The following is a 25,112-nucleotide window of genomic DNA, read 5'->3' as shown; positions in this document are numbered from 1 at the left end:
AGGGGAGCATCCCGCCCCTCAAGGTAAAGCCCCAATCGCCTTGAGCGGGGTGTACCGCTAACCCGGCGCTCTAGGTTCAGACGGCTCGCTTCGCATCGCCACGCCAGGACTCGTACGTGGTTGCTTTGCGTTGGTGCGCGCCTGATGGCACCGCGCGGGGCAGGTTGCGTCGGCTGGCGCCGGTTCCAGCGGGGTGGTCGCCTGCCGTGCGGGTGGTCACCTTGCGAGGGTGGTTGCCTGAGTCAGGCGTTTTCGCCTGGCTGCCAGAGCACGTCGCCGTCCGGGTTCGCCACGCGGGCCAGGATGAACAGCAGGTCTGAGAGCCGGTTCAGGTACTTGGCCGTCAGGACGTTCGTGTGTTCCGGGTCGGCCTCGATCAGCGACCACGCCCGGCGTTCCGCACGGCGGGAGATCGTGCGGGCCTGGTGCAGGAGTGCCGCGCCTGGGGTGCCGCCGTTCAGGATGAACGAGTCGAGTTTGCCCAGGCGTTCGTTGAACGTGTCGCAGTAGCCCTCCAGGCGGTCCACGTAGGCCTGGGTCACGCGGAGTGGGGGGTACTTCGGGTCGGGCACGATCGGGGTGCAGAGGTCCGCTCCCACGTCGAAGAGGTCGTTCTGCACTTTGCGCACCACTTCGAAGACGTCCGGTGCCAGCTGGCCCAGGGCCAGCGCCACGCCCAGGGACGCGTTCGTTTCGTCCACGTCCGCGTACGCCTCGATGCGTGGTGAGGTCTTCGGGACGCGCGAGAAGTCGCCCAGGCCGGTCGTGCCGTCGTCGCCGACCCGCGTGTAGATCTTGGTGAGATGTACCGCCATGACCGGCACTCTATGGGCGTACGTAGGATTGCCGCGTGAGCGAGCATTTCCGGGTACACGGTGGAGCAAGGCTGGTCGGCGAAGTTGACGTCGTCGGCGCCAAGAACAGCGTGCTCAAACTGATGGCGGCGGCTCTGCTCGCTGAGGGCACCACGACCATCACGAACTGCCCGGACATCCTCGACGTGCCGCTGATGGCGGACGCGTTGCGCAGTCTCGGGTGCGTGGTCGAGCTCGACGGTGACGTGGCGAGGATCACGACGCCGCAGGAGCTCAGTCACCGCGCCGACTCCGAGGCGATGGGCAAGCTCCGGGCGTCGATCTGCGTGCTGGGGCCGCTGGTCGGGCGGTGCAAGCGCGCGGTCGTGGCGTTGCCCGGTGGGGACGCGATCGGGTCGCGGCCCTTGGACATGCACCAGAGCGGTCTCGAGAAGCTCGGTGCCCGGACCTGGATCGAGCACGGCTGCATCGTCGCCGAGGCCGAAGGGCTGCACGGCACGCAGATCTGGCTCGACTTCCCGAGCATGGGTGCCACCGAGAACATCCTGATGGCGGCTGTGCTGGCGACCGGGACGACGGTCATCGACAACGCCGCGCGCGAGCCCGAGATCGTCGATCTCTGCCTGATGCTCGTGCAGATGGGCGCGAAGATCGAGGGCGCCGGCACGTCCACGCTCACCGTTCACGGCGTGACCGAGCTCAAGCCGACCGAGCACCGCGTCATCGGCGACCGGATCGTCGGCGCCACGTGGGGGTTCGCCGCCGCCATGACGCGCGGCGACGTGCGGGTGCGTGGCGTGAACCCGCACCACCTCGACCTGGTGCTGGAGAAGCTGCGCATGGCGGGCGCCGAGGTCACCGTCTACGAGGGCGGCGAGGACGAGGGGTTCCGCGTCGTCATGGAAGGGCGGCCCAAGGCCGTTGACTTCGTGACGCTGCCGTACCCCGGTTTCGCCACGGACAACCAGCCGTTCGCGATCGCGCTGTCCACGGTCTCCGAGGGCACCGCGATGATCACCGAGAACCTGTTCGAGTCCCGGTTCCGGTTCATCGACGAGATGATCAGGCTCGGGGCCGACGCGCGCACGGACGGTCACCACGCCGTGATCCGCGGCATCGAGAAGTTGTCCAGTGCCCCGGTGTGGGCGTCGGACATCCGCGCTGGTGCGGGGCTTGTTCTCGCCGGTCTGTGCGCGGACGGGGCCACCGAGGTCTACGAGATCTTCCACATCGAGCGCGGTTACCCTGGGTTCGTGGAAAACCTCCGCAAGCTCGGCGCCGACGTGGAACGCGTCAGCTCCTGAGCACCAGCCGCGCGTTCGCGACGTCCGCCGGGAACACCATCACCCGGTAGGGCGCGTTCCGCGAGCGCGTGGCACGCACCCCGTTCCTCTTCAGCTTCTGCACCAGCACGATCGCGGCCTCTTCCGTGGGCACGACCGCCACCTCCTTCAGCAACCCGAAGTCCGTGCCGTCCAGATCCGGTACGGGCCGCTTGTCGTTGCCCGCGAAATACCTCAGCACCAGTGCCAGCAAGCCGAGAACGCCGAAGACGACCGCAGTCTGGTAGAAGCCCGTCACCCCTCCATCATGCTCCCAGTGGTCACGATTCAGTGAGCAATCGCACGCGCAGCAACGGTTACCGGCCAGTACGCTCCGGAGAACGACGATGTGGGAGGTTGCTGTGCCTTACCCAGCTGACCGTGAACGTGACCGGCCCTGGGTGATGCGCACGTACGCGGGTCACTCGTCGGCCACCGCTTCCAACGCGCTCTACCGCCGCAACCTGTCGAAGGGCCAGACCGGGCTCTCGGTGGCGTTCGACCTGCCCACGCAGACCGGCTACGACCCCGACGACGAACTCGCGAAGGGCGAGGTCGGCAAGGTCGGCGTGCCCATCAGCCACATCGGCGACATGCGGCAGCTCTTCGACCAGATCCCGCTCGCCGGCGCCAACACGTCGATGACGATCAACGCGACGGCCATGTGGCTGCTCGCCATGTACGTCACCGTGGCCGAGGAGCAGGGCGCGGACCCGTCGGCGCTCGCCGGCACGACGCAGAACGACATCATCAAGGAGTACCTGTCCCGCGGCACGTACGTGTTCCCGCCGGGGCCGTCACTGCGGCTGATCACCGACATGGTCGCGTGGACCGTGTCGAACGTGCCGAAGTGGAACCCGATCAACATCTGCAGCTACCACCTCCAGGAGGTCGGCGCGACGCCGGCGCAGGAGGTCGCGTACGCGATGTGCACGGCGATCGCCGTCCTGGACTCGGTGCGCGACTCCGGTCAGGTGCCGCAGGAGAAGTTCGGCGAGGTCGTCGCCCGCATCTCCTTCTTCGTGAACGCCGGTGTGCGGTTCATCGAGGAGATGTGCAAGATGCGCGCGTTCGCCCAGTTGTGGGACGAGATCACGCTGGAGCGCTACGGCGTCGAGAACCCGAAACATCGCCGGTTCCGCTACGGCGTGCAGGTCAACTCCCTCGGCCTGACCGAGGCCCAGCCCGAGAACAACGTCCAGCGCATCGTGCTGGAAATGCTCGCGGTCTCGTTGTCCCGCAACGCCCGTGCGCGCGCCATCCAGCTCCCGGCGTGGAACGAGGCCCTCGGCCTGCCGCGCCCGTGGGACCAGCAGTGGGCGTTGCGCATGCAGCAGGTCCTGGCCTACGAGACGGATCTGCTGGAGTACGACGACATCTTCGACGGCTCACCGGTCATCGAGGCGAAGGTGAACGAGATCCTCGCCGGTGCCCGCGAGGAGATCGACCGCGTGCAGGCGATGGGCGGCGCCGTCGCGGCCGTCGAGTCCGGGTACATGAAGTCGAACCTGGTGTCCTCACTGGCGGATCGCCGCCGCCGCGTCGAGGCGGGCGAGGACATCGTGGTCGGTGTCAACAAGTTCGACACGACCGAGCCGTCGCCGCTGCAGGCCGAGGGCGCGAACTCGATCGAGACCATCGACCCGATCGTCGAACTGCACGCCGTCGAGGCGATCCAGCAGTGGCGGGCGAACCGCGACAACGCTGCTGTAGAAGCATCTTTGGACGCTCTGCGCGACGCCGCGAAGACCGACCGGAACCTCGTCGAGGTGACGTTGGCCTGTGCGCGCGCCGGAGTCACGACGGGCGAATGGTCGCAGGCATTGCGTGAGACGTTCGGCGAATACCGTGCCCCCACAGGCGTTTCCGGCGCTTCGGCGTCCGGTGAGGCAGGCTCGGAGATCGCCCGCGTGCGCGACCGGGTGCGCGCGACCGGCGAGGAGATGGGCGAGCGCCTGCGCATGCTCGTCGGCAAGCCGGGACTCGACGGCCACTCCAACGGTGCCGAGCAGGTCGCCGTGCGTGCCCGCGACGTCGGCTTCGAGGTCGTCTACCAGGGCATCCGCCTCACGCCGTCGCAGATCGTCGCCGCGGCCGTGCAGGAGGACGTGCACGTCGTCGGCCTCTCGATCCTGTCCGGCTCGCACCTCGAAGTGGTGCCCGCGGTGGTCGACGGCCTGCGCGCGGCCGGCGCCGGGGACATCCCGGTGATCGTCGGCGGCATCATCCCGCCGGACGACGCTCAGAAGCTGCGCGAACGTGGCGTGGCGCGGGTGTTCACGCCCAAGGACTACGAGCTGACCCAGATCATGGACGAGATCGTCACCGTGATCCGGGAGGTGCGTTCCCTGGCGTAGGGCCTTAGTGTCGCGGAATGGTTGACGTTTCGCGGGACGGGTCGGTCGTCCGGATCACGATGAACCGCGCGGCCAAGCGCAACGCGCTGTCCGCCGAGCACCTCACAGAGCTGCTGGACGCGTTCCGCGAGGTGCGCACGTCGGACGCCGCCGGGATCGTGCTGGCCGCCGAGGGGCCGGTGTTCTCCGCCGGGCACGACTTCGCGGACGTGCACGCGCGCGACGAGGAAGGCGTGCGGCTGCTGCTGGAGCTGTGCACCGTGCTGATGAAGACCATCCAGTCCGCGCCGCAGGTGGTGATCGCACGCGTGCAGGGGCTGGCGACGGCGGCCGGGTGTCAGCTGGTGGCCTCGTGCGACCTCGCGGTCGCTGCGGACACGGCCGGGTTCTCGTTGCCCGGTGGCAAGGCCGGATGGTTCTGCCACACGCCCGCGGTGCCCGTGGCGCGGTCGATCGGGCGCAAGCGGTTGATGGAACTCGTGCTCACCGGTGACGTGATCGACGCGGCGACCGCGGTGGAGTGGGGGCTGATCAACCGCGCCGTGCCGTTGGACGAGTTGGACGCCGCCACGGACGACCTGCTGGCGCGGGCCACGCGGGGGAGCCGGGCGTCGAAGGCCATCGGCAAGCGGACGGTCTACGCGCAGCTCGACCGGCCCGAGATCGACGGGTACGAGATCGCGCTGTCCGTCATGGCCGAGACCTCGCAGTCCCCGTCAGCCAAAGAGGGACGGGCGTCGTTCCTGGAGAAGCGGCCGCCCGTGTGGCCCGACTAGTGGCGAGCAGCCGCAGCGCGTCGGCGTTCGGGCCCGGCTCGGCCTGGTAGACCACCAGGAACTGGCCGGGCGCCTCGCGGACGTCGAACGAGTGGTAGCCGAGCTTCAGCGCGCCGACGGCCGGGTGCACGAACTCCTTGGCGTCCTGGGTCTTCCCGCGCACCTCGTGCTGTTCCCAGAGCTCGCGGAACACCGGGCTCTCGCTGAGCGCCTCCACCATCTGCCGCAGGCGCGGGGACTTCGGGTCGGCGGTCTGCCGCAGGTGCCCGACAGTGCTCTGGGCGACCCAGTTCCAGCGCGGGTAGAAGCTCGCGGCGGCGGGGTCGAGGAACGTCATCCTGGCGGCGTTGTCGGCGGGCGAGAACGGCTCGTAGAGGGCCTCTGCCAGCGGGTTCATCGCGAGCATGTCGAGCAGCGAGTTCATCACGAACGCGGGCATGTCGTGCATGCCGCAGATGAGCCGCGTCAGTTCCGGGCTGACCTTGTCGGTCGAATGACCTTCGTCCGCGACGACTCCGGCGAGGCGGTGCATGTGCGCCCGTGCGTCGGTGTCGAGCTGGAGCGCGCGGCTCAGTGCGTCGAGGACCTGCGCGGACGGGTTGGTCTCACGGCCCTGTTCGAGGCGGGCGTAGTAGTCGGCGCTCACCCCGGCGAGCACCGCGACCTCTTCCCTGCGCAGGCCCTTGACCTTGCGCTGGGTGTGGCTCGGCAGGCCCGCGTCCTGGGGGTTGACGCGGGCGCGGTGGGCTTTCAGGAACTCTCCGAGCACGATGTCGAGGTTATTACCCGGCCTCGGTGCTTGCCTGGGTGTGCCACACCTAGGGAGAAGGTGTCCTGGTAGAGGCCGTTCTCCGCCGCGAGTGTCGTGGCCATGAGCAAAGTTGTGTTGATCAGTGGAGCGTCCAGCGGCATCGGCGAGGCCACGGCCCGAGTGCTGGCGAAGGCAGGACATCAGGTGTTCCTCGGGGCACGGCGGGAGGACCGGCTGGCGGCGCTGGCGGACGAGATCGGTGGTGCGTACGCGCCGCTGGACGTGACCTCCCGAGAGTCCTTCAAGTCCTTTGTGGACGCTGCCGTGGAGAGGTACGGCCGCGTCGACGTGCTGGTGAACAACGCCGGTGTGATGCCGTTGTCCCTCATGGACTCGTTGAAGGTCGACGAGTGGGATCGCATGGTGGACGTGAACATCAAGGGCGTGCTGAACGGCATCGCCGCCGTGCTTCCCCGGTTCACGGGTGGCGGGCACGTCGTGAACGTCGCCTCGGTCGGCGCGCACATGGTCATGCCGACCGCCGCCGTGTACTGCGCGACGAAGTACGCGGTGTGGGCGCTGTCCGAAGGGCTGCGCCAGGAGCGCGACGACCTGCGCGTCACCGTGATCTCGCCCGGTGTCACGGAGTCCGAGCTGGCGGACACCATCACCGAGGACTTCGCGGCGTCGTTGATGGAGGACTTCCGCAAGCTCGCGCTGCCGGCGTCCGCCATCGGTGACGCCATCGCCTACGCGATCTCGCAGCCGGCGGAGGTCGACGTCAACGAGATCGTCGTGCGGCCGGTGTCGCAGCGTTAGGCGCCGGTGGTCGAACCCGGCCGGAGGATCATCAGCACGGTCACGGTGGCCCACAGCAGGTTGAAGACGCCCGTGTGCATGGCCAGGTGCTTGACGTCCTTGGTCTTCAACGCCTTCTCCTGGCCGGGCAGGATCTTCAGGGCCAGCACGAACGCGGCGGCGGTGGTGAGCGCGATCGACACGATCACCCAGGGGTGGCCGGTCACGCCCATCACGCCGGCCGTCGCGAACCCGAAGACCGGCACCGAGATGCCGATCAGGGCGTAGACGCGACAGATCCGTTGCAGCAGCTCGGGATTGCCCGCCGTCGTCACCGCCTTCGGGAACATGCTGGCGGCGACGGTGACCGGCCCGATGGCGATGATGGCGGCGAGCACGTGCAGCGAGAGGAAGAACTTGCTCACGCGGCCCTCCACGCGGTACCGCGGCGCTCGTGGGCGAACAGTTCCTCGACCTGCAAGGCCTGCTGGGCGCCGATCTCGCGGTCGATCAGGTAGAGGCCGAGGTCGACGCCCGAACTGACGCCGGCGGCGGAGACCAGGTCGCCGTCGTCGACGATGCGCGCACGGATGGCGTTCACGCCCATGGACTCCAGCGCGTGCAGGCCGAGGTGGTTGGTGGTGGCGTTGCGGCCTTTGATCAGGCCGGCGATGCCCAGCAGCAACGACCCTCCGCACACGGTGGCGATGATCGCCTTCGTTTCTCTCAGTGCGGGTCCGACCGTCGCGGCACCTGCGCTGAGCAGGGCGAACACCTCCTCGTCCTGGAGGGCCGCCGCTCCGGGGACGATGATGACGTCGGCGCCGGGGTCGAGCCGGGCGGTTGCCTTGAGAGACAACAGGCTCAGACCTGCGGGGACCTCGCGTGCACCCTCCGCCGTCACCAGTTCGGTCCGCACCCCGGCCGCGGTCAGCGTCTCGTAGGGGCCGATCGCGTCCAACGGGTCGAAGCCGTCGAACAACACCACTTGAGCTCTCACTTCGTTGACTCCTCGCTTCGGTGATCAAAACGGTAGGAGCGGGAGGCCGTGACGAGAACTGGCTGGAATGCCATGTTCCAACGGATTCTCGCCAGCTACGGTGGTGGACGTGCATGAGGTGGCAGTGGTGGCGATGGACAGCGTGGTCCCGTTCGACTTCGCGACGCCGGTCGACGCGTTCAACTGGGTCGGGCGGTACCGGGTGCGCGTCTGTGGTCCTAAGAGGACTGTCGACGCGGGCTGTTTCGAAATGAAGATCCCGCACGGCTTGGAGCTGCTGTCCGAAGTGGACACGATCGTGCTGCCCGGCCACGACCCGGACATGGCCGTGCCGAAGGCGTTGATCGACGCGCTGCGGCAAGCGGCGGCGAGGGGTGCGCGGATCGCGTCGATCTGCACCGGGGCGTTCGTGTTCGCGGCGACCGGCCTGCTGGACGGGATGCGGGTGACCACGCACTGGCTGGGAGCCGAGGAACTGGCGGCGCGGTTTCCGGCGCTGGAGGTCGACCCGGACGTGCTCTACGTCGACAACGGGCAGTTCCTCACGTCCGCGGGCGCCGCGGCGGGGCTGGACCTGTGCCTGCACATGATCCGGCGCGACCACGGTTCCGCGGTGGCGGCCGATGCGGCGCGGTTCGCCGTGATGCCACTTGAGCGTGAAGGCGGGCAGGCGCAGTTCATCGTGACACCGCCCGTGACGCCCCAGGGTGCGGAACTGGAGCCCGTGCTGCGGTGGATGGAGGCCAACGCGGCGCACGACCTGACGCTGGAGGACTTGGCGAAGCAGGCGGGCATGAGCACGCGGACGTTGAACCGGCGCTTCCGCGAGCAGACCGGCACGACACCGCTCCAGTGGCTGCACCGCGCACGGGTCCGCCAGGCGCAGCACCTGCTGGAGACGACCAGGGACCCGGTGGAGCTGATCGCGAGCCGCGTGGGCTTCGGCTCGGCCACGGCGTTCCGCGACAGGTTCAAGCGGATCGCCGGGACCTCACCGCAGAGCTACCGGGCGGCTTTTCAGGGCTGCCAAACCTAGGGCTGAGAGTGTTCGTGCAGCAGGAGGAGCGTGTAGGCGGCGATCGACTGGGCGTCGGTGATCTCGCCCTTCGCGATCATCGACTCGAAGTCGGCGCGCGGGAACCACGCCGAGCGCATGTCCTGCTCCTCGTGCTCCCGCTGGTGGAAGCCCTCGGTGAGCTGGGTCGCGAGGAACACGCGCCCGCGCTGAGACGACATGCCGGGCGCGACGTCGAGCAGGCCGAGCTCGGTCATCTTCCCGGCGCGCAACCCCGTCTCCTCGCGCAACTCGCGAGCCGCGAGCTGCAGCGGGTCGGAGTCGGCACGGTCCGGCGCGGTGCCCTGGGGGAACTCCCAGCGGCGCAGGCCGATCGGGTAGCGGAACTGTTCGACGAGCCGCACGCGCTCGCCGTCGAGCGGGATGATCAACGCGAAGTCGGGCTTGTCGACCACGCCGTAGATGCCGCTCGAACCGTCCGCACGCTGGATCTCGTCCTCGCGAACGGTCATCCACGGATTTACGTACACCTGACGGGTGCCGAGGCTTTCCACGCCACGGACCGTACCTAACGACGGCATTCTGGACACACCCCGTAGCCTGTCGCGGTGCGTCTCGTCATCGCTCGCTGCAAGGTCGACTACGTAGGCCGACTCACCGCCCATCTGCCCATGGCACAGCGCTTGCTGCTGATCAAGGCTGACGGCTCTGTGTCGATCCACTCCGACGACCGCGCGTACAAGCCGTTGAACTGGATGAGCCCGCCCTGCTGGCTGATCGAGGACCCGGACATCTGGACCGTGCAGAACAAGGCGGGGGAGAAGCTGATCATCACCCTCGAAGAGGTCATGCACGACTCCAAGCACGAGCTCGGCCCCGAGCCAGGCCTGCAGAAGGACGGCGTCGAAGCCGACCTGCAGAAGCTGCTCGCCGAGCACGTCACCACCCTGGGCGACGGCTGGTCCCTGGTGCGGCGCGAGTTCCCGACCCCGATCGGCCCGGTCGACCTGATGTGCCGCGACTCCGCCGGCAAGTCGGTCGCCGTGGAGATCAAGCGGCGCGGCGAGATCGACGGCGTCGAGCAGCTGACCCGGTACCTGGAACTGCTCAACCGCGACCCGCTGCTGGCGCCCGTGCAGGGCGTGTTCGCGGCGCAGCAGATCAAGCCTCAGGCGCGGGTGCTGGCCGAGGACCGCGGAATTCGGTGCGTAGTCCTGGACTACGACGCGCTGCGCGGGATCGAGCCGGACGAGTTCCGCCTGTTCTGAGCGGCCCGCGGCCCTGGGCGTGGACCGTCATGAGCGCGTAGTTGAACGTGTCGCGCCGGTTCTCGTCCAGGTCCCGCAGTCGGTAGGCCGCGGACGTCACGTCGCCTGCGTCGATCATCGCGCCGACCTCGTCCCGCACTGCCTGGGGCAGTGCTTCCCAGTCCGGTCGCAGCAGGCACGTGGAGCAGATCCCGTCCCGGTCTTCGCTGGTCTCGTCGGCCGTGACCACCGCGCGGCACAACGGGCACACCCAGGACATCTGCCGGTGATCGTTCACGGCGTCAGTCTCGGATGTGAGGCCGGTCCTGCGCACCCGTTTTCCCGCGCCCCGACTTCAGTGAGCGCCCCAGATCAGGTCGTGGTTTGGTGATCATCCACACGGGGTAGGAACTCGCTCACCTGGAGTACTGTCCTCTCCTGGTCGGTTATGTTCGACTTTGTTGAAAGTCTTGGAGGTGGGCAGTGTCGATGTCGGTGCTGGCCGAGGCGGACCTGCGGCTTGACGCGGGACCGATCGACTACGCGTTGCTTCTCGTCTACTTCGTGGTGGTTCTCGGCATCGGTGTGATGGCACGACGATCCGTCTCCTCCAGCCTGGACTTCCTGCTGTCGGGGCGGTCGCTGCCGGCGTGGGTGACCGGGCTCGCGTTCATCTCGGCGAACCTCGGCGCGCTCGAGCTGATGGGCATGACGGCGAACGGCGCGCAGTACGGCATGGCGACCGTGCACTACTACTGGATCGGCGCCATCCCCGCCATGGTGTTCCTCGGTCTGGTGATGATGCCGTTCTACTACGGCTCGAAGGTGCGCAGCGTTCCCGAGTTCATGCGCCGCCGCTTCGGCAAACCGGCTCACCTGGTCAATGCCATCAGCTTCGCCGTCGCGCAGATCCTGATCGCGGGCATCAACCTGTTCGCGCTCGCGGTGATCATCGACGCGCTGCTCGGCTGGCCGTTGCCGGTGTCCATCGTGGTCGCTGCCCTCGTGGTGCTGGCCTACACGACGCTCGGTGGCCTGAGCGCCGCCATCTACAACGAGGTGCTGCAGTTCTTCGTCATCGTGGCCGCGCTGGCGCCGCTGACGATCATCGGTCTGATCAAGGTCGGTGGCTGGCAGGGCATCGTCGAGAAGATCAGCGACCCCGAGCAGCTGTCCGCGTGGCCCGCGACAGAACTCACCGGCATCAACAGCCCGGTGTGGAGTGTCGTCGGGTTGGTGTTCGGTCTCGGCTTCGTGCTGTCGTTCGGTTACTGGACGACGAACTTCGCCGAGGTGCAGCGCGCGATGAGCGCCAAGTCGATGTCCGCGGCCAAGCGCACGCCGATCATCGGCGCGTACCCGAAGGCGCTCATCCCGGCGATCATCATCATCCCCGGCATCATCGCCGCGCTGATCGTGCCGGAGATGATGCAGCTCAAGGCAGGCGACACGAGCAGTGGCGTGGCCTACAACAACGTGCTGCCGCTGCTCATGCGCGACCTGCTGCCCAACGGCATCCTCGGCATCGCGATCACGGGTCTGCTGGCGAGCTTCATGGCCGGTGTGGCGGCCAACGTCAGCTCGTTCAACACCGTCTTCACGTACGACCTGTGGCAGGACTACATCAAGAAGGACCGGCCGGACGAGTACTACCTGCGCATCGGGCGGTTGGCCACGGTCGGCGCGTGCATCCTCGCGATCGGCACGGCGTTCATCGCGGCGTCGCTCGGCGGGTCCAACATCATGGACTACATCCAGGCGCTGTTCTCGTTCTTCAACGCGCCGCTGTTCGCGACGTTCATCCTCGGCATGTTCTGGAAGCGGATGACGCCGACCGCGGGCTGGGTCGGTCTGCTCGCGGGTACGTTCACCGCGATCTTCATCTACGCGATCTCGGAGCCGTCGTTCGGCATCGAGCTGCTGGAACTGCCCGGTCAGGGCGCGAGCTTCCTCGGCGCGGGTCTCGCGTTCGTGGTCGACATCGTCGTGAGCTTCGCGGTCACCCTGGTCACGAGGCCCAAGCCGGACAGCGAGCTCGTCGGGCTGGTCTACAGCCTCACGCCCAAGGAAGACAGGGCGCACTCCACCACTGGTGAGGACGCGGGCTGGTATCGCTCGCCCGCCCTGCTCGGCGGCGGAGTGCTGGCTCTGACGACCGTTCTCTACTTCATCTTCGGCTGAGGGAGGCTGCCATGAGGTTGTTCGACCTGCGACTGATCATCGCTTTCCTCTTCGGCCTGTACGGCGTTGTACTGGTCGTCATCGGGCTCGCGTTCACGAGCGACGACGACCTGAAGAAGGCCGAAGGGGTCAACATCAACCTGTGGGCGGGCATCGCCATGGCGGTGCTGGCGGCGGTGTTCGCCGCGTGGGCGACGCTGCGGCCTCAGTTCGCGGAAACGGACAAGCAGCCGCTCAAGGAGCTATGACTGGGGACGACCAGGGTAAACAGGGTTGAAGGCCTCGATCGTCCACGCGTCGAGCCAGTTGAATGCGCGGCGAATACGGTTTCGCACGTCTCTCCTTCTCTCGGGGTCTTCACCCTGTACAGCGCGTTGATCTTCTGAATCGTTCCCGTAGCACTGGGTGACATGTGCCACGGGACAACTCGGGGTACCGCCCACGAAGGCAGGCAAAGGTCGCTACCGTGCACGTCGTGCCTCGTTTTCGTGCCACCGCTGTGGTCGCCGCCGCCGCGCTGCTGATGGCCGGCTGTGCGACCGGGCCGGGTCTGGCCAAGACCAACTCGCCGCGCCGGACCGTGCAGGCGGGTGCGGAGACGAACACGACCGATCCGTCGACCAAACCGTCGGCGCAGGCGGGCAAGCCCGTCGACCCGGCGTTCGCGGCGGAACGGCTGCGGCTGGTCAACCCGTGCGCGTTGATCGACAAGGACGTGCTGCAGACGGTCGGCACGCCGTCGAGGTACACGAGCAGCTCGTACACGCGCTGCTCCAACTACATGAAGGACAAGGGCGGCAAGACGCTCAACTTCACGCTGGACATCGGGTACTCGCTGACGTCCATCGAGGTGAAGAACGCGACCAAGCAGCTCGCGAGCCTCAAGAGCGGTGAGCAGAAGCTGAGCGGCACGTCGTGCTTCATCTGGGTCCTGACGCAGGAGAACCCGGCACAGGCCGTGCGGATCCAGGTGGGCACCAGCAGCGACGGCAGCGAGGCGTGCGAGCCGGGGCGCAAGGTGCTCGAAGGCGCGGTGCGCAAGCTCAGGGGCAACCCGCAGAAGTACAGTCCGCCGAAGGGCTCGCCGGTCGAGGTCGACCCGTGCGCGATCGTCGACAAGGCGACGCTCTCGCCGGTGCTCGGTGCCTCGCCGCGTGCGCTGCCGTTCGGTCTGCACCAGTGCTCGTGGTCTGGCCAGAGCGCGCAGATGCAGATCGAGTTCAAGACGGTGCGCATCCCGAAGGACGGCAAGTTCGACACCAAGTCGGTCGAGACCGATCTCGGCGGCGGGCTGAAGGGCTACCAGGCGTTCAAGGACGGGCCGTTCCCGACGTGCGAGCTGGTGGTGGTCCGGACGAAGGACCAGAGCGACGCGGGTGAGATCGTGGAGTTCAGCGTGGCGGCCTCGAAGGAGAAGGAAATGGATCGCTGCCAGGCGGCGCAAGCGTTCGCCAAGGCGGTTCTTCCTGCCCTGCCCCAGGCCTGATGGCTCCCCGAGCGGGACCAGGCAGGGGCTGAAAGTTCTTCGAGTACGCGTTAGTGTCGAGGTTACTGGCGAGTACCGGAGGAGTCCTATGACGCAGACCGCTTCGAACAGCGCGCTGTCGGCCGATGGCGAGCAGCGGCGGTTCGCATCACTGGACCCGCGCACGGGCGAGGTCGTCGCGCATCACCCGATCCACACGGCCGCCGAGGTCGAGGACGCGGTGTCCTCGGCGCGCGACGCCGCCGCGTGGTGGGCGGGCCTCGGGTTCGAGGGACGCAAGACGAAGCTCGACGCCTGGCGCAAGATCCTCTCGCAGCGCTCGGACGAGTTCATCTCGTTGATCAGCTCGGAGACCGGCAAGCCCGCCGACGACTCCCGCGTCGAGGTCGCGCTGGTGATGGACCACCTGCACTGGGCCTCGCGACATGCGGGCCGTGTGCTGGGCAAGCGCCGGGTGTCCTCGGGCATGCTGATGTTCAACCACGGCGCGACGCTGGAGTACCGGCCGTTGGGCGTCATCGGCGTCATCGGGCCGTGGAACTACCCCGCGCACACGCCGATGGGTTCGATCTCCTACGCGCTGTCCGCGGGCAACGCCGTCGTGTTCAAGCCGTCGGAGTTCACGCCGGGTGTCGGCACGTTCCTCGCGTCGACGTTCACCGAGGCGGTGCCGGAGTTCCCGGTGTTCCAGGTGGTCACGGGCTTCGGTGAGACGGGCGCGGCGCTGGTCGGCGCCGGTGTGGACAAGATCGCGTTCACCGGCTCCACCCGGACCGGCAAGAAGGTCATGGCCGCGGCCGCCTCGTCGCTGACGCCGGTGCTGGTCGAGTGCGGTGGCAAGGACGCGCTGATCGTCGACTCGGACGCCGACCTGACCGCCGCCGCCGAGGCCGCGATCTGGGGCGCGGTGTCCAACGCCGGCCAGACGTGCGCGGGCGTGGAGCGGATCTACGTGGCCGAGGACGTCGCCGACGAGTTCACCGAGATCGTCGTGAAGCGCGCGAAGAAGCTCAAGCCTGGTGGCGAGCCGAACGCGAACCTCGGGCCGATCACGATGCCGTCCCAGGTGGAGATCATCCGCGAGCACGTGCAGGACGCGCTGGACCGCGGCGGCAAGGCGCTCGTCGGCGGGCCGGACTCGATCAGGCCGCCGTACGTCGAGCCGGTGGTGCTGGTGGACGTGCCGGAGGACTCGCTGGCCGTCACCGAGGAGACCTTCGGGCCGACCGTGGTGATCAACCGCGTGCCGAACGCGCTGGAGGGCGTGCGGCTGGCGAACCAGTCGAAGTACGGGCTGGGTGCCGCTGTCTTCTCGAAGGCGCGTGGCGAGGAGCTGGCGTCGGAGCTGCGGGTCGGGATGGTGTCGATCAACTCCGTGCTGACCTACGCGGCGATTCCCGGGCTGCCGTTCGGCGGTGTCGGCGACTCCGGGTTCGGGCGCATCCACGGCGAGGACGGGCTGCGCGAGTTCTCCTACGCCAAGGCCGTGACGAAGCTGAAGTTCAAGTCGCTGATCAACATGGCGACCTTCGACAGGTCTTCCATGGCGGGCAAGCAGATGTTGCGCCTCGCGCGGACGCTCTTCGGTCGCTGAAGAACGTCCGCGCGCTGAGGTCTCAGACGCCGAGCTGCTTCTTCATGTCGTCCAGGACCACGTCCGCGGCGAGCACGCCGAGGCCGAGGAAGTAGGTCTCGTCCAGGACCGGCTTGGCCTTGCCCGCCTTCACGGCGTTCAGGCCGGTCCACAACGGACCTCCGAGGACCGAGGCCTGCGCGGTCTTGGCCGGGTCGCCGTAGGTGGAGTAGAGGATGAAGTCGCCGTCGGCCTTGCTGATCTGCTCCGCGCTGACCTCGGCGGCCAGGTCGTCCACCTGGGACGAGGTCGGCTGCCCGATCTTGGCGTCGATCAGGATCGTGCCGATGAACGACTTCTTGGCGTACAGGCGGATGCGGCCCGGCATGAAGCGCAGCGCCGTGACCGTCGGGCGCACACCGAGCTTCTTCTCGATGGCGTCACCGGTCTCGGTGGCCTTCTTCGTGTAGTCCTCGAGCATCTTCGCCGCGTCGGCCTGGCGGTCGAGCGCGGCCGCGTTGAGCAGGAAGTTCTCCTTCCACACGTAGCCAGGACGCACGCTGAACACCGTCGGGGCGATCGCGGAGAGCTTCGGGTAGAGGGCCTCCGCGCGCAGCTGCGAGCCCAGGATCAGGTCCGGGTTCAGCTTGGTGATCGCTTCGAGGTTGAGGTTGTTGGTCGTGCCGACGTTCTCCGGCGTGCCGCCCTTGTCGCCGATGTAGGACGGCATGGTCGGGGAGCCGTCGGTGTAGGCGATGCCCACGGGCTTGATGCCGAGCGCCACGACGTTGTCGAGCTCGCCGGTGTCGAGCACGATCACTCGTTCGGGTTTCTTCTCGAGCTTGGTCTCGCCCATCGCGTGCTTGATGGTGCGGGGGAACTCGCCGGGCTTCTGCGTCGTGCCGAAACCGTTGCTCAGTTCGTACGCCTTGCCGAAGTCCTCGCCACCTTGGGCGACGGTCGGCTTGTCCGGCGTGCTGGAGCACGCGGTCAGGGTCAGGGCGACTGCGACGAGCAGCGCAGCTCTCTTCGACACGACGTTGTTCCTCCACTACGGAACGTGATGTTGACCTGCGTTTCTTAGGGCGGCCTAACGGTACGCGGGTCCTTTGCCAGTTCCGAGTGTCAGACCCCGGGAGTAAGAAGGAACACGGCACCGACTTCTCGGGAGGGCTGATCGATGAAGAAGATCATCAATGATCCGGAAACCGTGGTGCGGGACGCGCTTCGGGGGATGCAGGCTGCCCATCCCGATCTGCTGACCGTGCACTACGACCCGGCGGTCATCGTGCGCGCGGACGCGCCGGTGAGCGGGAAGGTCGCGATCATCTCGGGTGGAGGGTCGGGCCACGAACCGTTGCACGGCGGGTTCGTCGGGCGGGGCATGCTCGACGCGGCCTGTCCCGGTCCCGTGTTCACGTCGCCGACGTCCGATCAGGTGGTCGACGCGGTCGTGCGGACGGACGGCGGTGCGGGCGCGTTGCTGATCGTGAAGAACTACACGGGCGACGTGCTGAACTTCGAGATGGCCGGTGAGCTCGCGGAGTCCGAGGTCAGGTCGGTCGTGATCGACGACGACGTGGCGGTGAAGGACTCGCTGTACACGGCCGGGCGTCGTGGTGTCGGCGGCACGGTGCTGCTGGAGAAGATCGTGGGCGCGGCGGCGGAACGCGGTGATGATCTGGCGGCGTGCGAGGCGCTGGCTTTGCGGGTGATCGCGTCGGTGCGCTCGATGGGTCTGGCTTTGACCTCGTGCACGGTGCCGCACGTGGGCTCGCCGTCGTTCGAGCTGGCGGACGACGAGATGGAGATCGGCATCGGCATCCACGGCGAGCCGGGCCGGCGTCGCGTGCCCGCCGGTACCGCGTCCGAGATGGTGTCGGCGTTGCTGGAACCGATTCTGGAAGACCTGCCGTTCGCCTCGGGCGATCGGGTGCTGCTGTTCACGAACTCGATGGGCGGGACTCCGCTGATCGAGCTGTACTTGGCGCACGGCATCGCGGAACAGCTGCTGGCCGATCGGGGGATCGTCGTGGAACGCAGGCTGGTCGGCCCGTACATCACGAGCCTGGAGATGCAGGGCATGAGCCTCACACTGCTTCGCCTGGACGACGAGATGCTCTCCCTGTGGGACGCACCGGTCCACACGCCCGCACTGCGCTGGGGAGTCTGAGGTGGGCTGCACGGCAGCGGACGTCGTGACGGCACTGCGAGCCGCGGCGCTTGTCATCCAGGAGCACCGCGACGAACTGGTGCGCCTGGACCAGGCGATCGGCGACGCCGACCACGGCGAGAACATGAAGCGCGGCTTCACCGCGCTGCTGTCCCGTTTGGACGCCGAACCGCCGGACACCCCTGGCAAGGTCCTGAAACTGGTGGCCACCACGCTGATCTCCACGGTGGGCGGCGCGGCGGGCCCGTTGTACGGCACCGCTTTCCTGCGCGCGTCAGCCGCCGTGGGCGACGCACCCGAACTCGACGGCCCCCTGATCGCCCGCGCCTTGCAGGGCGCACTGGACGGCGTGTTCGCGCGCGGCAAGGCCGTCGTGGGCGACAAGACGATGGTCGACGCCCTCACCCCGGCCGTGACAGCCGCGGCAAATGCGGAAGCGTCGGTGTCCGCCGCCCTCTCGGCGGCGGCCGACGCGGCAGCGGAAGGGGCGGAGTCGACGGTCCCGATGGTGGCGCGCAAGGGCCGGGCCTCCTACCTGGGTGAGCGCAGCGCCGGCCACCTGGATCCGGGCGCCAGGTCGACGGCGTTGCTGCTGCGCGCCTTCGCGGACGCGGCGGCCAAGGCATGACGGCGGCCGCGGACACCGGCCGAGTGGGCCTGGTAGTCGTCTCGCACAGCGAAATGCTGGCCAACGGCATAGCCGAACTGGCCGCCCAAATGGCCCCCGACGTCTCCGTGCTTCCCGTGGGTGGCACAGAAGAAGGCGGCCTGGGCACCGACTACGCCTCGGTCGTCGAAGCCCTGGCGGACGCCGACTCCGGCGTGGGCGTCGTCGTGCTCTACGACCTGGGCAGCGCCAAGATGACGGCCGAGATGGCCGTGGAATCCGCGGACGACCCGTCCCGCTACGTGGTGGTGGACGCACCACTGGTGGAAGGCGCGGTAGCCGCGGCCGTCGCCGCACAGGGAGCCGCTTCCCTGGCTGACGTGGCCGCCGCGGCCGAGGGCGCGTCCGGCGAGGCCCCGGTCGCCGCACCCAGCCGCCCCTCCCTGCACCTCGTGCCGGACGCGGTGTCGGCGGAAGTGTTGCTGACCAACGAGGTAGGCCTCCACGCCCGCCCAGCAGCCTTGCTGGCACGCACCGTCGCCGAACTCGACGCCGATGTCGTCGTCCGCTACGGCGACGAGGAGGCGAACGCGGCGAGCGTGCTGGCGTTGATGGGCCTGAGCGCGCCCGGCGGCAAGTCGATCACCGTGGTGGCCACGGGGAAGGACGCGGGGGAGGCTGTGCGCCGCATCGAGGAGCTGGCGGGCAGGGGGTTCGACGACTAGCGGCCGCGGGCTCGCGGTGCGAGGTGCGGGCGGGCCGGTCGAAGCGGGACTCGCGTGCAGGCGGCTGATCGGGGGTAGGGACTAGCGGTGCTGGCGGCTGATCGAGAGTAGGGCGCTGGGCGTGGGCGGCTGGTCGAGGGAAGGGGCACCAGGCGTGGGCAGCTGATCGAGAGTAGGGCGCTAGGCATGGCCGGCTGATCGAGGGAAAGGGCGCTAGGCGCGAGCGGCTGATCGAGAGTGGGGCCGCGCGATGTGAGTAGCTGGTCGACTGTGGTGCCACGCGGTGTTCGATGGCGTCGCGCGGGGGAGGCCGTGCGGCGAAGCCGTGCCCGGTCTTGAAGACACTGCCCGAACCAGCCTGTTCGTCCGGCACTCTGGGCTTCGGCCGCGACACGGGTCGCTGTGGCAGCCGTCCCGACCGCGCCGAGTCCGAAGCGCCCCGCACGGCCCCCGGACGATCCACGACCCGACCGCGTTCGAACCCCACAGCGGTCCCCAGCCTCGTCGAGTCCGATGCGACCCGCGTGTCCCACGGCGGTCCCAGTCCTCGTCGGCTCCGATGCGACCCGCGAGAACCAAGGCCGTCCCCATCCGAGCCGTTCCCCCGACTCGGATGGCGCAGCTTCGCGTTCACCCACCTGGGTTCATCAGGCAAAAGGCCGGGTCTAGGCGTTTGCTGGACCGATAACTGTTTCGATCCTGATGGCGAAGCTCACGGCCCTCGTCAGCGCTGGGAGTGGCATAGTCGCCCGCAAGTTACTCCTTGGTAGCCCACGCTTTACCCCGCATGGGAGGTCTGCAGTGGCGCGCGAAATCAACACCGTCGGAGTCGTCGGCTTCGGAACCATGGGCGCGGGCATCGTGGAGGTACTCGCGCGCACTGGGCTCTCGGTCAAGGTGGTGGAAGTCGACGCGGCCGGGGTCGAGCGCGGGCTCGGGCACCTGGAGCACTCGACGAAGCGGGCCGTCAAGCGGGAGAAGCTGACCGCGGACGAGAACGCCGCGCTGCACGGCCGGGTCACCACGAGTCTCGACCTGAGCAGTCTGCGGGACTGCGATCTCGTCATCGAGGCGGTGCCGGAGAGCGTCGAGCTCAAGGCGCGGATCTTCCGGGAGCTCGACGAGATCCTCAAGCCCGAGGCGATCATCGCGTCCAACACGTCGTCGCTCTCGATCACCGAGATCGGTGTGGTGACGAAGCGGCCCGGCAAGGTCGTGGGGCTGCACTTCTTCAACCCGACGCAGGTCCTCAAGCTGGTCGAGGTCGTGCGCACGGTCGTCACGGAGCCGGACGTGATCACCGACGTGGTCGCGTTCACCGAGCGGCTGGGCAAGTCGCCGGTCGTGATCGGGGACAGGGCCGGCTTCATCGCGAACGCTCTCCTCTTCCCGTACCTCAACCACGCGGTCAAGATGCTGGAGTCCAGGTACGCGACGCGTGAGGACCTCGACGCGGCCATGCGGTACGGCTGCGGTTATCCGATGGGACCGTTGGCGCTGTTGGACCTCATCGGTCTGGACACGGCGTACGAGATCCTCGACACGATGTACCACCAGTCGCGCAACCGGTTGCACTCGCCGGCGCCGCTGCTCAAGCAGATGATCACGGCGGGTCTTCTCGGCAGGAAGACCGGGCGCGGTTTCTACACCTACGACGGGCCCGACTCGCCGGTCGTCGTCAAGGACGTGCAGACACCGTCCGAAGTGGACAGCGCGACGCAGACCCGTGAGGTTCAACGGGTCGGTGTCATCGGCACGGGCACGATGGCGACGGGCATCGCCGAGGTGTTCGCCAAGCGCGGGTACGACGTCGTGCTGCGGGCGCGCGGTCTCGACAAGGCGGAGAAGGCGATCGGCGCGGTGCGCAAGTCGCTCGACCGCGCGGTCAGCAAGGGCAGGCTGTCGGAGCAGGACCGCGACGCGACGCTCGCCCGCATCTCGCCCGCCGTGGAGTTCGTGGAACTGGCGGACTGCGACCTGGTCGTCGAGGCGGTGGCCGAGGAGATCGGGATCAAGAAGGAGGTCTTCGCGGCGCTCGACGAGGTGTGCAAGCCCGGCGCGGTGCTCGCGACGACCACGTCCTCGCTGCCGGTCATCGAGATCGCGGCCGCCACCAGCAGGCCCGCGGACGTCGTCGGCCTGCACTTCTTCAACCCCGCGCAGGTCATGAAGCTGGTCGAGATCGTCGAGACGATCTCCACGGGCGCCGACGTGGTCGCGACGGCCCGCAAGATCTGCCTCGACCTCGGCAAGCACCCCGTGCACTGCGGTGACGTGGCCGGTTTCATCGTGAACGCGCTGCTCTTCCCGTACCTCAACGACGCGGTGAGGATGCTGGAGGCCCACTACGCCGAGGCCGACGACATCGACAACGCCATGAAGGTCGGCTGCGGCCTGCCGATGGGACCGTTCGCGCTGCTCGACGTCGTGGGTCTGGACGTGTCGCTGGCGATCCAGCGCACGCTCTACAACGAGTTCCGCGAGCCCGGCTTCGCGCCAGCGCCGTTGCTGGAACACCTGGTCACGGCCGGTCGCCTCGGCCGCAAGACGGGCAAGGGATTCCGCGACTACTCGTGAGCCGCTAACAGGGGCACCATGTCGCGTCTGGCATGGTGGTGGCATGCGGCGACTGGTGCTCCTGTTGGCTGTCCTCGTGCTCGCGTCCGGCTGTGCCCACGCGACCATCGGAGGCAGTCCGGTCGCGCAGGCGCCGCTCGACGTCACCTCGCCGTTCGACCAGGAGGGCTCCACGGATCCGAGCACGGACCCGAGCGAGTCGCAGGACCCGGAGAGCTCGCCGATCGACGGCGAGATCACGCCCACCTGCGCCAAGCTGAAGTGGACGGACCTGCCCTACCCGGGAGCCAAGGCCGAGACGCCGCCCACGCAGATCAACTACGACTCGACGTTCGAGGAGTCGTGCCGGTGGACGACGAAGGTCGACGACGTCGAGGTCGGAGTCTCCCTGCGCTACCGCGAGGGCAAGCAGATCACGATCGAGCGCACCACCGGTGACTGGGACGTGAAGGGCCACAAGGTCGTCTACCTGGACCGTTCCGGCGAGCAGGACGTCGAACCGTCGTGCGTGCTGGCCCTGCCCTACAACGGTGGCGGGCTCGGGATCATCATCATCGACTCGTCCGGCAAGTTCGGCAGCGTCTGCGACCAGGGCCGCAAGGTCGCCGAGTTGCTGATCGACCGCGAGACGGCCTAGTCCTGTCCCCTGGTTCGCCAGGGCCTCAGCTTCTCCGGGTTCCGCACCGCCCAGATCCTGGTGATCCGGCCGTTCTCCACCTCGATCGCCGCCACCGTCACCGCGACACCGTCGTACGTCGCCACCAGGCCCGGCCTGCCGTTCACCGTCCTTGCGAGGATGGTCAGATCCGATGCGATCTTCCCGATGCCGATGAGGTAGCGGGCGATCTGCTCGCGGCCTTCCACCGGCTTCAGCACCGTGCCGACCTGGCCGCCGCCGTCGGCGATCATGACGGCCGCCGGGTCCAGCAAGGCGATCAGGGCCCGGATGTCCTGCGCCTCCCACGCCTGTTTGAAATCCCGCACCACGTCCGCCTGCCGCGCGGCCGGGATCTCGTCTCGCTGTGACGCCCGAATCCGCCGCCGTGCGGACGTGGCCAGTTGCCGGCACGCCGCCGGGCTCCTGCCGACGATCTCCGCGATCTCCGCGAACGGGAACCGGAAGACGTCGTGCAGCACGAAGCTGACCCGTTCCGCCGGGGTCATCTGCTCCAGCACCACCAGGAACGCCATGGTGACCGACTCGTCCTGGGTGACGCGGTCCGCCGGATCGGGCTCACCGCCCCATTCCTCCCGGTCCGGGAGCGGCTCCGGGATCCACTCGCCCACGTAGCGTTCCCGCCTGGCCCTGGCCGACCCCAGCAGGTCCAGGCAGATGCGACCGGCCACCCTCGTCAGCCACGCTCCGGGGGACTCGATGGTGTCCCGCTGGTCCGCTGACAGGGCGTACCACCGCGCGTAGGTCTCCTGCAGCACGTCCTCGGCGTCGGCCAGTGAACCCAGCAGGCGGTAGGCGAGGTTCAGCAGCTGCCGCTGTTCGCTCACGATCGCGTGCACACCAGGATCAGCCAACGTCCCCCGCCTCACATTTCCGGCCGCTGCGTCGTCGGACTGTCATGGTCACGCAAACCACGGCGAAACCCGCCAACCTCAAGCTCCTGCACGCCACCGTCGCTCTGCAGACCGCGGCCGTCTTCGTTCAGTCCATCACCGCGGGGCTGATGATGACCCTCCCGTACGGACACGTCCTGCACAGCGCCGGTTCGTACACGTTGTGGGTCGTGACGGTCGTCCACGTCGTCGTCGCGGGTCTCGCGTGGCGGCCGGGCGGCGGGTCGGCTCAGCCCATCTGGTACGCCGTGGGCTTTCTGGCGGTGATCACCGCCCAGGTGTACATCGGCGTGTTCCACCTCACGGCCCTGCACGTTCCCCTCGCCGCGGCGCTGCTCGTCGCGAGCGTGCTCTACCTCTTCCGGATCCGGCGTTAGCCGCAGCAGCCCCCACCGCAGCACCCGCCGCCACCACCGGCCGCGGCCTGCTGGGTGCCGCCGATACCGGCCATGGACAGCAGTTTCACCGTGTCGGGATGGCCCTCGGGGCAGCTCGCCGGCGAGGACGACTCGCTCATCGGGCGCTGCACGTCGAAGGTGTCGTCACAGGTTCGGCAACGGAACTCGTAGGTCGGCACGAACCGATTCTACGAGCGGTTAACGTGTTGTCGTGCCACGTCGTAACAGCCCCAAGCCAGAAGAATCCCGTCCCCTTGGAGGGGGCGTCGGCTGGGCGCGCGCCGAGTCAGGCCCGGACGGCGACTGGCTGGTCCGCGCCATCTCGGGCGCGCAGGCCCAGAAGACCTACCGCTGCCCCGGCTGCGACCACGAGATCCGCCCCGGCGTCGCGCACGTCGTGGCGTGGCCGGCGGAGGACACGGGCTCGGTCGAGGAACGTCGTCACTGGCACCAGACGTGCTGGGACTCGCGCGGCCGGCGGGGCCCGACCGCGCGTCGCTGGTAGTCCTCAGACCCCGACCTGCTCGCGCCACCGCTCCAGCCGGGCCAGGAACTCCTCCGGCTGCTCGACGGGCGGCAGGTGTCCCGCGTCCTCGACGCGTTCGCTCGTCGCGTGCGGCAACGTCACGGCGAGCTTCGCGGCCACGTCGGGTGGTGTGAGCTTGTCGTGCTCGCCGACGAGCACGAGCGACGGGACGTCCAGCGACTCCAGCACGTCCGTGGAGTCCGGCCGCTTCGCCATCGCGCGCTGCCACCACGCCACGTCCTCGGCCCGCTGCTCCAGGATCATGGTGCGCACGGACGCCCGTGCGGTGTCCGAGGCGTTGGGGCCGAGCAGGTTCGGCAGCATCGCGTCCGCGAGCCAGTCGCCGACGCCCTCGCGTTCGACGCGGTCCGCCATCGCGTGCCGGTTCGCGGCCGCCTCGGGTGCGTCCGCGGTGTGCTTGGTGTCGACGAAGATCAGGCCCCGCACGCGTTCCGGTGCACGCCTGAGCAACGCCATCGCCACGTAGCCGCCCATCGAGCAGCCGCCGAGCACGACGCTGTCCAGGTTCCGTTCGTCGAGCACGCCGAGAACCCGCGCCGCGACGGTGTCGAGATCGGGTTCGCCGTGGCCGCGCAACGACGGCGTCAACGCACCCGGCACGTCCCACATCCGCGCGTCGAGCGGAAAGGCGTGCAGCAGCACCAGATCGTCCATCAGCTCTCCCACTCCGACGCCAGCACCGACCACACCTCGAGATCCTGACGAACCCCGTGGTGCAGGAAGTACGAGCGCAACACCCCGTCCCTGCTCATGCCGAGCCGCCGCGCGACCGCGATGCTGGGCGCGTTCTCCGACGACACCTGCCACTCAACCCGATGCACGCCGCGCTCGCAGATCGCCCAGTCGATCAGGATCCGCGACGCCCGCGTGATCAGCCCCTTGCCCGTCGCGGCCGGCTCCAGCCAGCACCCGACCTCGGCGCGGCCCTGCGGGATGTCCATGACGCGGAACAGCACGCCGCCGACCAGCTTCTCGTCGAGCCAGATCCCGAAGATCCGCCCGGTGTCGGCCGCCGCCTTGTCCGCGTAGCTCTGCAGGAGTTCCCGCGCGCTCTCCAGGTCCTTGGCCTTGTCCGCGAACCCGATGTGCTGCCCGATGAACTCCCGGCCGCGCTCCATGTGCGCGAAGAACTCCTCGGCCTGCCACGGGTCCAACGGCCTGAGCTCGGCGCCGTCCACGCCCAGCGCTCTCACGA

General features: G+C 68.4%; 28 protein-coding genes. 17 read left to right on the top strand and 11 right to left on the bottom strand.

Annotation, left to right across the window (positions count from 1 at the left end; all coding sequences use genetic code 11):
* Window positions 1–242 precede the first annotated feature (242 nt).
* A complete protein-coding gene (locus ACIRG5_RS30810) occupies window positions 243–815 on the bottom strand; it encodes a cob(I)yrinic acid a,c-diamide adenosyltransferase (RefSeq protein ID WP_402911036.1) in 573 nt (190 codons plus the stop codon).
* A 35-nt stretch (window positions 816–850) separates the two neighbouring features.
* Between ACIRG5_RS30810 and murA the strand changes: the two genes are divergently transcribed.
* Window positions 851–2,119 carry a UDP-N-acetylglucosamine 1-carboxyvinyltransferase gene (gene murA, locus ACIRG5_RS30805; RefSeq protein WP_402911028.1) on the top strand — a complete coding sequence of 423 codons (1,269 nt, stop codon included), beginning with the start codon at window positions 851–853 and terminating at the stop codon, window positions 2,117–2,119.
* Here the strand turns inward: murA and ACIRG5_RS30800 are convergent.
* Window positions 2,109–2,396 carry a hypothetical protein gene (locus ACIRG5_RS30800; protein WP_402911011.1) on the bottom strand — a complete coding sequence of 96 codons (288 nt, stop codon included), beginning with the start codon at window positions 2,394–2,396 and terminating at the stop codon, window positions 2,109–2,111. The genes murA and ACIRG5_RS30800 overlap by 11 nt on opposite strands.
* 103 nt (window positions 2,397–2,499) lie before the next feature.
* On the opposite strand from ACIRG5_RS30800, the gene ACIRG5_RS30795 reads away from it, so the two are divergent.
* Together ACIRG5_RS30795 and ACIRG5_RS30790 are read left to right on the top strand one after the other, a co-directional pair.
* On the top strand, window positions 2,500–4,494 hold the full coding sequence (locus ACIRG5_RS30795) for a protein meaA (RefSeq protein ID WP_402911009.1): 1,995 nt from the start codon (window positions 2,500–2,502) through the stop codon (window positions 4,492–4,494).
* Window positions 4,495–4,511: 17 nt separating this feature from the next.
* A complete protein-coding gene (locus ACIRG5_RS30790) occupies window positions 4,512–5,270 on the top strand; it encodes an enoyl-CoA hydratase-related protein (RefSeq protein ID WP_319977802.1) in 759 nt (252 codons plus the stop codon).
* Here the strand turns inward: ACIRG5_RS30790 and ACIRG5_RS30785 are convergent.
* Window positions 5,185–6,039, bottom strand: coding sequence for a helix-turn-helix transcriptional regulator (locus ACIRG5_RS30785; RefSeq protein ID WP_402911006.1), 855 nt, complete (start codon window positions 6,037–6,039; stop codon window positions 5,185–5,187). The two genes, ACIRG5_RS30790 and ACIRG5_RS30785, sit on opposite strands and share 86 nt — an antisense overlap.
* Window positions 6,040–6,141: 102 nt before the next feature.
* On the opposite strand from ACIRG5_RS30785, the gene ACIRG5_RS30780 reads away from it, so the two are divergent.
* Complete coding sequence (locus ACIRG5_RS30780; protein ID WP_402911004.1) at window positions 6,142–6,840, top strand: SDR family oxidoreductase; 699 nt, start codon at window positions 6,142–6,144, stop codon at window positions 6,838–6,840.
* On the opposite strand, the gene ACIRG5_RS30775 is transcribed toward ACIRG5_RS30780, so the two are convergent.
* Together ACIRG5_RS30775 and ACIRG5_RS30770 are read right to left on the bottom strand one after the other, a co-directional pair.
* Window positions 6,837–7,244, bottom strand: coding sequence for a hypothetical protein (locus ACIRG5_RS30775; protein ID WP_402911001.1), 408 nt, complete (start codon window positions 7,242–7,244; stop codon window positions 6,837–6,839). The two genes, ACIRG5_RS30780 and ACIRG5_RS30775, sit on opposite strands and share 4 nt — an antisense overlap.
* A complete protein-coding gene (locus ACIRG5_RS30770; RefSeq protein ID WP_402910998.1) occupies window positions 7,241–7,819 on the bottom strand; it encodes a DJ-1/PfpI family protein in 579 nt (192 codons plus the stop codon). Before ACIRG5_RS30770 ends, ACIRG5_RS30775 begins: the two co-directional genes overlap by 4 nt.
* 109 nt (window positions 7,820–7,928) lie before the next feature.
* Between ACIRG5_RS30770 and ACIRG5_RS30765 the strand changes: the two genes are divergently transcribed.
* The gene (locus tag ACIRG5_RS30765; RefSeq protein ID WP_402910995.1) at window positions 7,929–8,855 is read left to right on the top strand and encodes a GlxA family transcriptional regulator; all 927 of its coding nucleotides are present in this window, start codon (window positions 7,929–7,931) and stop codon (window positions 8,853–8,855) included.
* On the opposite strand, the gene ACIRG5_RS30760 is transcribed toward ACIRG5_RS30765, so the two are convergent.
* Window positions 8,852–9,388 carry an NUDIX domain-containing protein gene (locus ACIRG5_RS30760; RefSeq protein WP_402910993.1) on the bottom strand — a complete coding sequence of 179 codons (537 nt, stop codon included), beginning with the start codon at window positions 9,386–9,388 and terminating at the stop codon, window positions 8,852–8,854. The genes ACIRG5_RS30765 and ACIRG5_RS30760 overlap by 4 nt on opposite strands.
* A gap of 54 nt (window positions 9,389–9,442) precedes the next feature.
* Between ACIRG5_RS30760 and nucS the strand changes: the two genes are divergently transcribed.
* The 5 genes from nucS (at window position 9,443) to ACIRG5_RS30735 (ending at window position 15,342) form a co-directional block, all read left to right on the top strand.
* A complete protein-coding gene (nucS, locus tag ACIRG5_RS30755; protein WP_319977795.1) occupies window positions 9,443–10,102 on the top strand; it encodes an endonuclease NucS in 660 nt (219 codons plus the stop codon).
* A 468-nt stretch (window positions 10,103–10,570) separates the two neighbouring features.
* Complete coding sequence (locus tag ACIRG5_RS30750; protein ID WP_402911720.1) at window positions 10,571–12,262, top strand: sodium:solute symporter family protein; 1,692 nt, start codon at window positions 10,571–10,573, stop codon at window positions 12,260–12,262.
* Between the two features lie 11 nt (window positions 12,263–12,273).
* Window positions 12,274–12,510 (top strand): hypothetical protein, encoded by a 237-nt coding sequence (locus ACIRG5_RS30745; RefSeq protein ID WP_402910991.1) that lies wholly within the window; start codon window positions 12,274–12,276, stop codon window positions 12,508–12,510.
* A 227-nt stretch (window positions 12,511–12,737) separates the two neighbouring features.
* A complete protein-coding gene (locus tag ACIRG5_RS30740; RefSeq protein ID WP_402910988.1) occupies window positions 12,738–13,748 on the top strand; it encodes a hypothetical protein in 1,011 nt (336 codons plus the stop codon).
* An 88-nt stretch (window positions 13,749–13,836) separates the two neighbouring features.
* Window positions 13,837–15,342 (top strand): aldehyde dehydrogenase family protein, encoded by a 1,506-nt coding sequence (locus ACIRG5_RS30735; RefSeq protein WP_402910985.1) that lies wholly within the window; start codon window positions 13,837–13,839, stop codon window positions 15,340–15,342.
* A gap of 22 nt (window positions 15,343–15,364) precedes the next feature.
* Here ACIRG5_RS30735 and ACIRG5_RS30730 read toward each other — a convergent pair whose 3' ends face one another.
* On the bottom strand, window positions 15,365–16,357 hold the full coding sequence (locus ACIRG5_RS30730) for an ABC transporter substrate-binding protein (protein ID WP_402910982.1): 993 nt from the start codon (window positions 16,355–16,357) through the stop codon (window positions 15,365–15,367).
* A 144-nt stretch (window positions 16,358–16,501) separates the two neighbouring features.
* Between ACIRG5_RS30730 and dhaK the strand changes: the two genes are divergently transcribed.
* The 5 genes from dhaK (at window position 16,502) to ACIRG5_RS30705 (ending at window position 22,040) form a co-directional block, all read left to right on the top strand.
* A complete protein-coding gene (gene dhaK, locus ACIRG5_RS30725; protein WP_402910979.1) occupies window positions 16,502–17,494 on the top strand; it encodes a dihydroxyacetone kinase subunit DhaK in 993 nt (330 codons plus the stop codon).
* A 1-nt stretch (window position 17,495) separates the two neighbouring features.
* Window positions 17,496–18,122 carry a dihydroxyacetone kinase subunit DhaL gene (gene dhaL, locus ACIRG5_RS30720; protein ID WP_402910976.1) on the top strand — a complete coding sequence of 209 codons (627 nt, stop codon included), beginning with the start codon at window positions 17,496–17,498 and terminating at the stop codon, window positions 18,120–18,122.
* Window positions 18,119–18,826, top strand: a complete 708-nt coding sequence (gene dhaM, locus ACIRG5_RS30715) for a dihydroxyacetone kinase phosphoryl donor subunit DhaM (RefSeq protein ID WP_402910973.1) — start codon at window positions 18,119–18,121, stop codon at window positions 18,824–18,826. Before dhaL ends, dhaM begins: the two co-directional genes overlap by 4 nt.
* An 801-nt stretch (window positions 18,827–19,627) precedes the next feature.
* Complete coding sequence (locus ACIRG5_RS30710; protein ID WP_402910971.1) at window positions 19,628–21,403, top strand: 3-hydroxyacyl-CoA dehydrogenase family protein; 1,776 nt, start codon at window positions 19,628–19,630, stop codon at window positions 21,401–21,403.
* Between the two features lie 43 nt (window positions 21,404–21,446).
* Window positions 21,447–22,040, top strand: a complete 594-nt coding sequence (locus ACIRG5_RS30705; RefSeq protein WP_402910968.1) for a DUF3558 family protein — start codon at window positions 21,447–21,449, stop codon at window positions 22,038–22,040.
* Here ACIRG5_RS30705 and sigJ read toward each other — a convergent pair.
* Window positions 22,037–22,906: an RNA polymerase sigma factor SigJ gene (gene sigJ / locus ACIRG5_RS30700; protein ID WP_402910966.1), complete on the bottom strand. Its 870-nt coding sequence runs from the start codon at window positions 22,904–22,906 to the stop codon at window positions 22,037–22,039. The genes ACIRG5_RS30705 and sigJ overlap by 4 nt on opposite strands.
* Window positions 22,907–22,977: 71 nt before the next feature.
* On the opposite strand from sigJ, the gene ACIRG5_RS30695 reads away from it, so the two are divergent.
* Window positions 22,978–23,349, top strand: coding sequence for a hypothetical protein (locus ACIRG5_RS30695; RefSeq protein ID WP_402910964.1), 372 nt, complete (start codon window positions 22,978–22,980; stop codon window positions 23,347–23,349).
* Here ACIRG5_RS30695 and ACIRG5_RS30690 read toward each other — a convergent pair.
* On the bottom strand, window positions 23,346–23,549 hold the full coding sequence (locus ACIRG5_RS30690; RefSeq protein WP_402910961.1) for a zinc ribbon domain-containing protein: 204 nt from the start codon (window positions 23,547–23,549) through the stop codon (window positions 23,346–23,348). The genes ACIRG5_RS30695 and ACIRG5_RS30690 overlap by 4 nt on opposite strands.
* A 32-nt stretch (window positions 23,550–23,581) precedes the next feature.
* Here ACIRG5_RS30690 and ACIRG5_RS30685 point away from each other — a divergent pair, with 32 nt between their 5' ends.
* Window positions 23,582–23,875, top strand: coding sequence for a hypothetical protein (locus ACIRG5_RS30685; RefSeq protein ID WP_319977781.1), 294 nt, complete (start codon window positions 23,582–23,584; stop codon window positions 23,873–23,875).
* Window positions 23,876–23,878: 3 nt separating this feature from the next.
* On the opposite strand, the gene ACIRG5_RS30680 is transcribed toward ACIRG5_RS30685, so the two are convergent.
* Entirely contained in the window at window positions 23,879–24,571 is a 693-nt protein-coding gene (locus ACIRG5_RS30680; RefSeq protein ID WP_402910958.1) for an alpha/beta fold hydrolase, read from the bottom strand.
* Entirely contained in the window at window positions 24,571–25,110 is a 540-nt protein-coding gene (locus tag ACIRG5_RS30675) for a GNAT family N-acetyltransferase (RefSeq protein WP_402910956.1), read from the bottom strand. The genes ACIRG5_RS30680 and ACIRG5_RS30675 overlap by 1 nt, the downstream gene beginning before the upstream one ends.
* Window positions 25,111–25,112: the final 2 nt, after the last annotated feature.

This window comes from Lentzea sp. NPDC102401 (assembly GCF_044765805.1).
In the GTDB taxonomy this organism is placed as follows: domain Bacteria; phylum Actinomycetota; class Actinomycetes; order Mycobacteriales; family Pseudonocardiaceae; genus Lentzea; species Lentzea sokolovensis.
Note: the sequence above shows the minus strand (reverse complement) of the source record. Positions and strands in the feature narration are given on the sequence as shown.

What these genes read in the sequence shown, in the direction of transcription:
- ACIRG5_RS30695 (WP_402910964.1), top strand. Translation starts at nt 22,978, where the DNA reads ATGGTCACGCAAACCACGGCGAAACCCGCCAACCTCAAGCTCCTGCAC.
- ACIRG5_RS30705 (WP_402910968.1), top strand. Translation starts at nt 21,447, where the DNA reads ATGCGGCGACTGGTGCTCCTGTTGGCTGTCCTCGTGCTCGCGTCCGGC.
- dhaK (WP_402910979.1), top strand. Translation starts at nt 16,502, where the DNA reads ATGAAGAAGATCATCAATGATCCGGAAACCGTGGTGCGGGACGCGCTT.
- dhaM (WP_402910973.1), top strand. Translation starts at nt 18,119, where the DNA reads ATGACGGCGGCCGCGGACACCGGCCGAGTGGGCCTGGTAGTCGTCTCG.
- ACIRG5_RS30780 (WP_402911004.1), top strand. Translation starts at nt 6,142, where the DNA reads ATGAGCAAAGTTGTGTTGATCAGTGGAGCGTCCAGCGGCATCGGCGAG.
- ACIRG5_RS30750 (WP_402911720.1), top strand. Translation starts at nt 10,571, where the DNA reads ATGTCGGTGCTGGCCGAGGCGGACCTGCGGCTTGACGCGGGACCGATC.
- ACIRG5_RS30735 (WP_402910985.1), top strand. Translation starts at nt 13,837, where the DNA reads ATGACGCAGACCGCTTCGAACAGCGCGCTGTCGGCCGATGGCGAGCAG.
- ACIRG5_RS30790 (WP_319977802.1), top strand. Translation starts at nt 4,512, where the DNA reads ATGGTTGACGTTTCGCGGGACGGGTCGGTCGTCCGGATCACGATGAAC.
- ACIRG5_RS30810 (WP_402911036.1), bottom strand. Translation starts at nt 815, where the DNA reads ATGGCGGTACATCTCACCAAGATCTACACGCGGGTCGGCGACGACGGC.
- ACIRG5_RS30745 (WP_402910991.1), top strand. Translation starts at nt 12,274, where the DNA reads ATGAGGTTGTTCGACCTGCGACTGATCATCGCTTTCCTCTTCGGCCTG.
- ACIRG5_RS30680 (WP_402910958.1), bottom strand. Translation starts at nt 24,571, where the DNA reads ATGGACGATCTGGTGCTGCTGCACGCCTTTCCGCTCGACGCGCGGATG.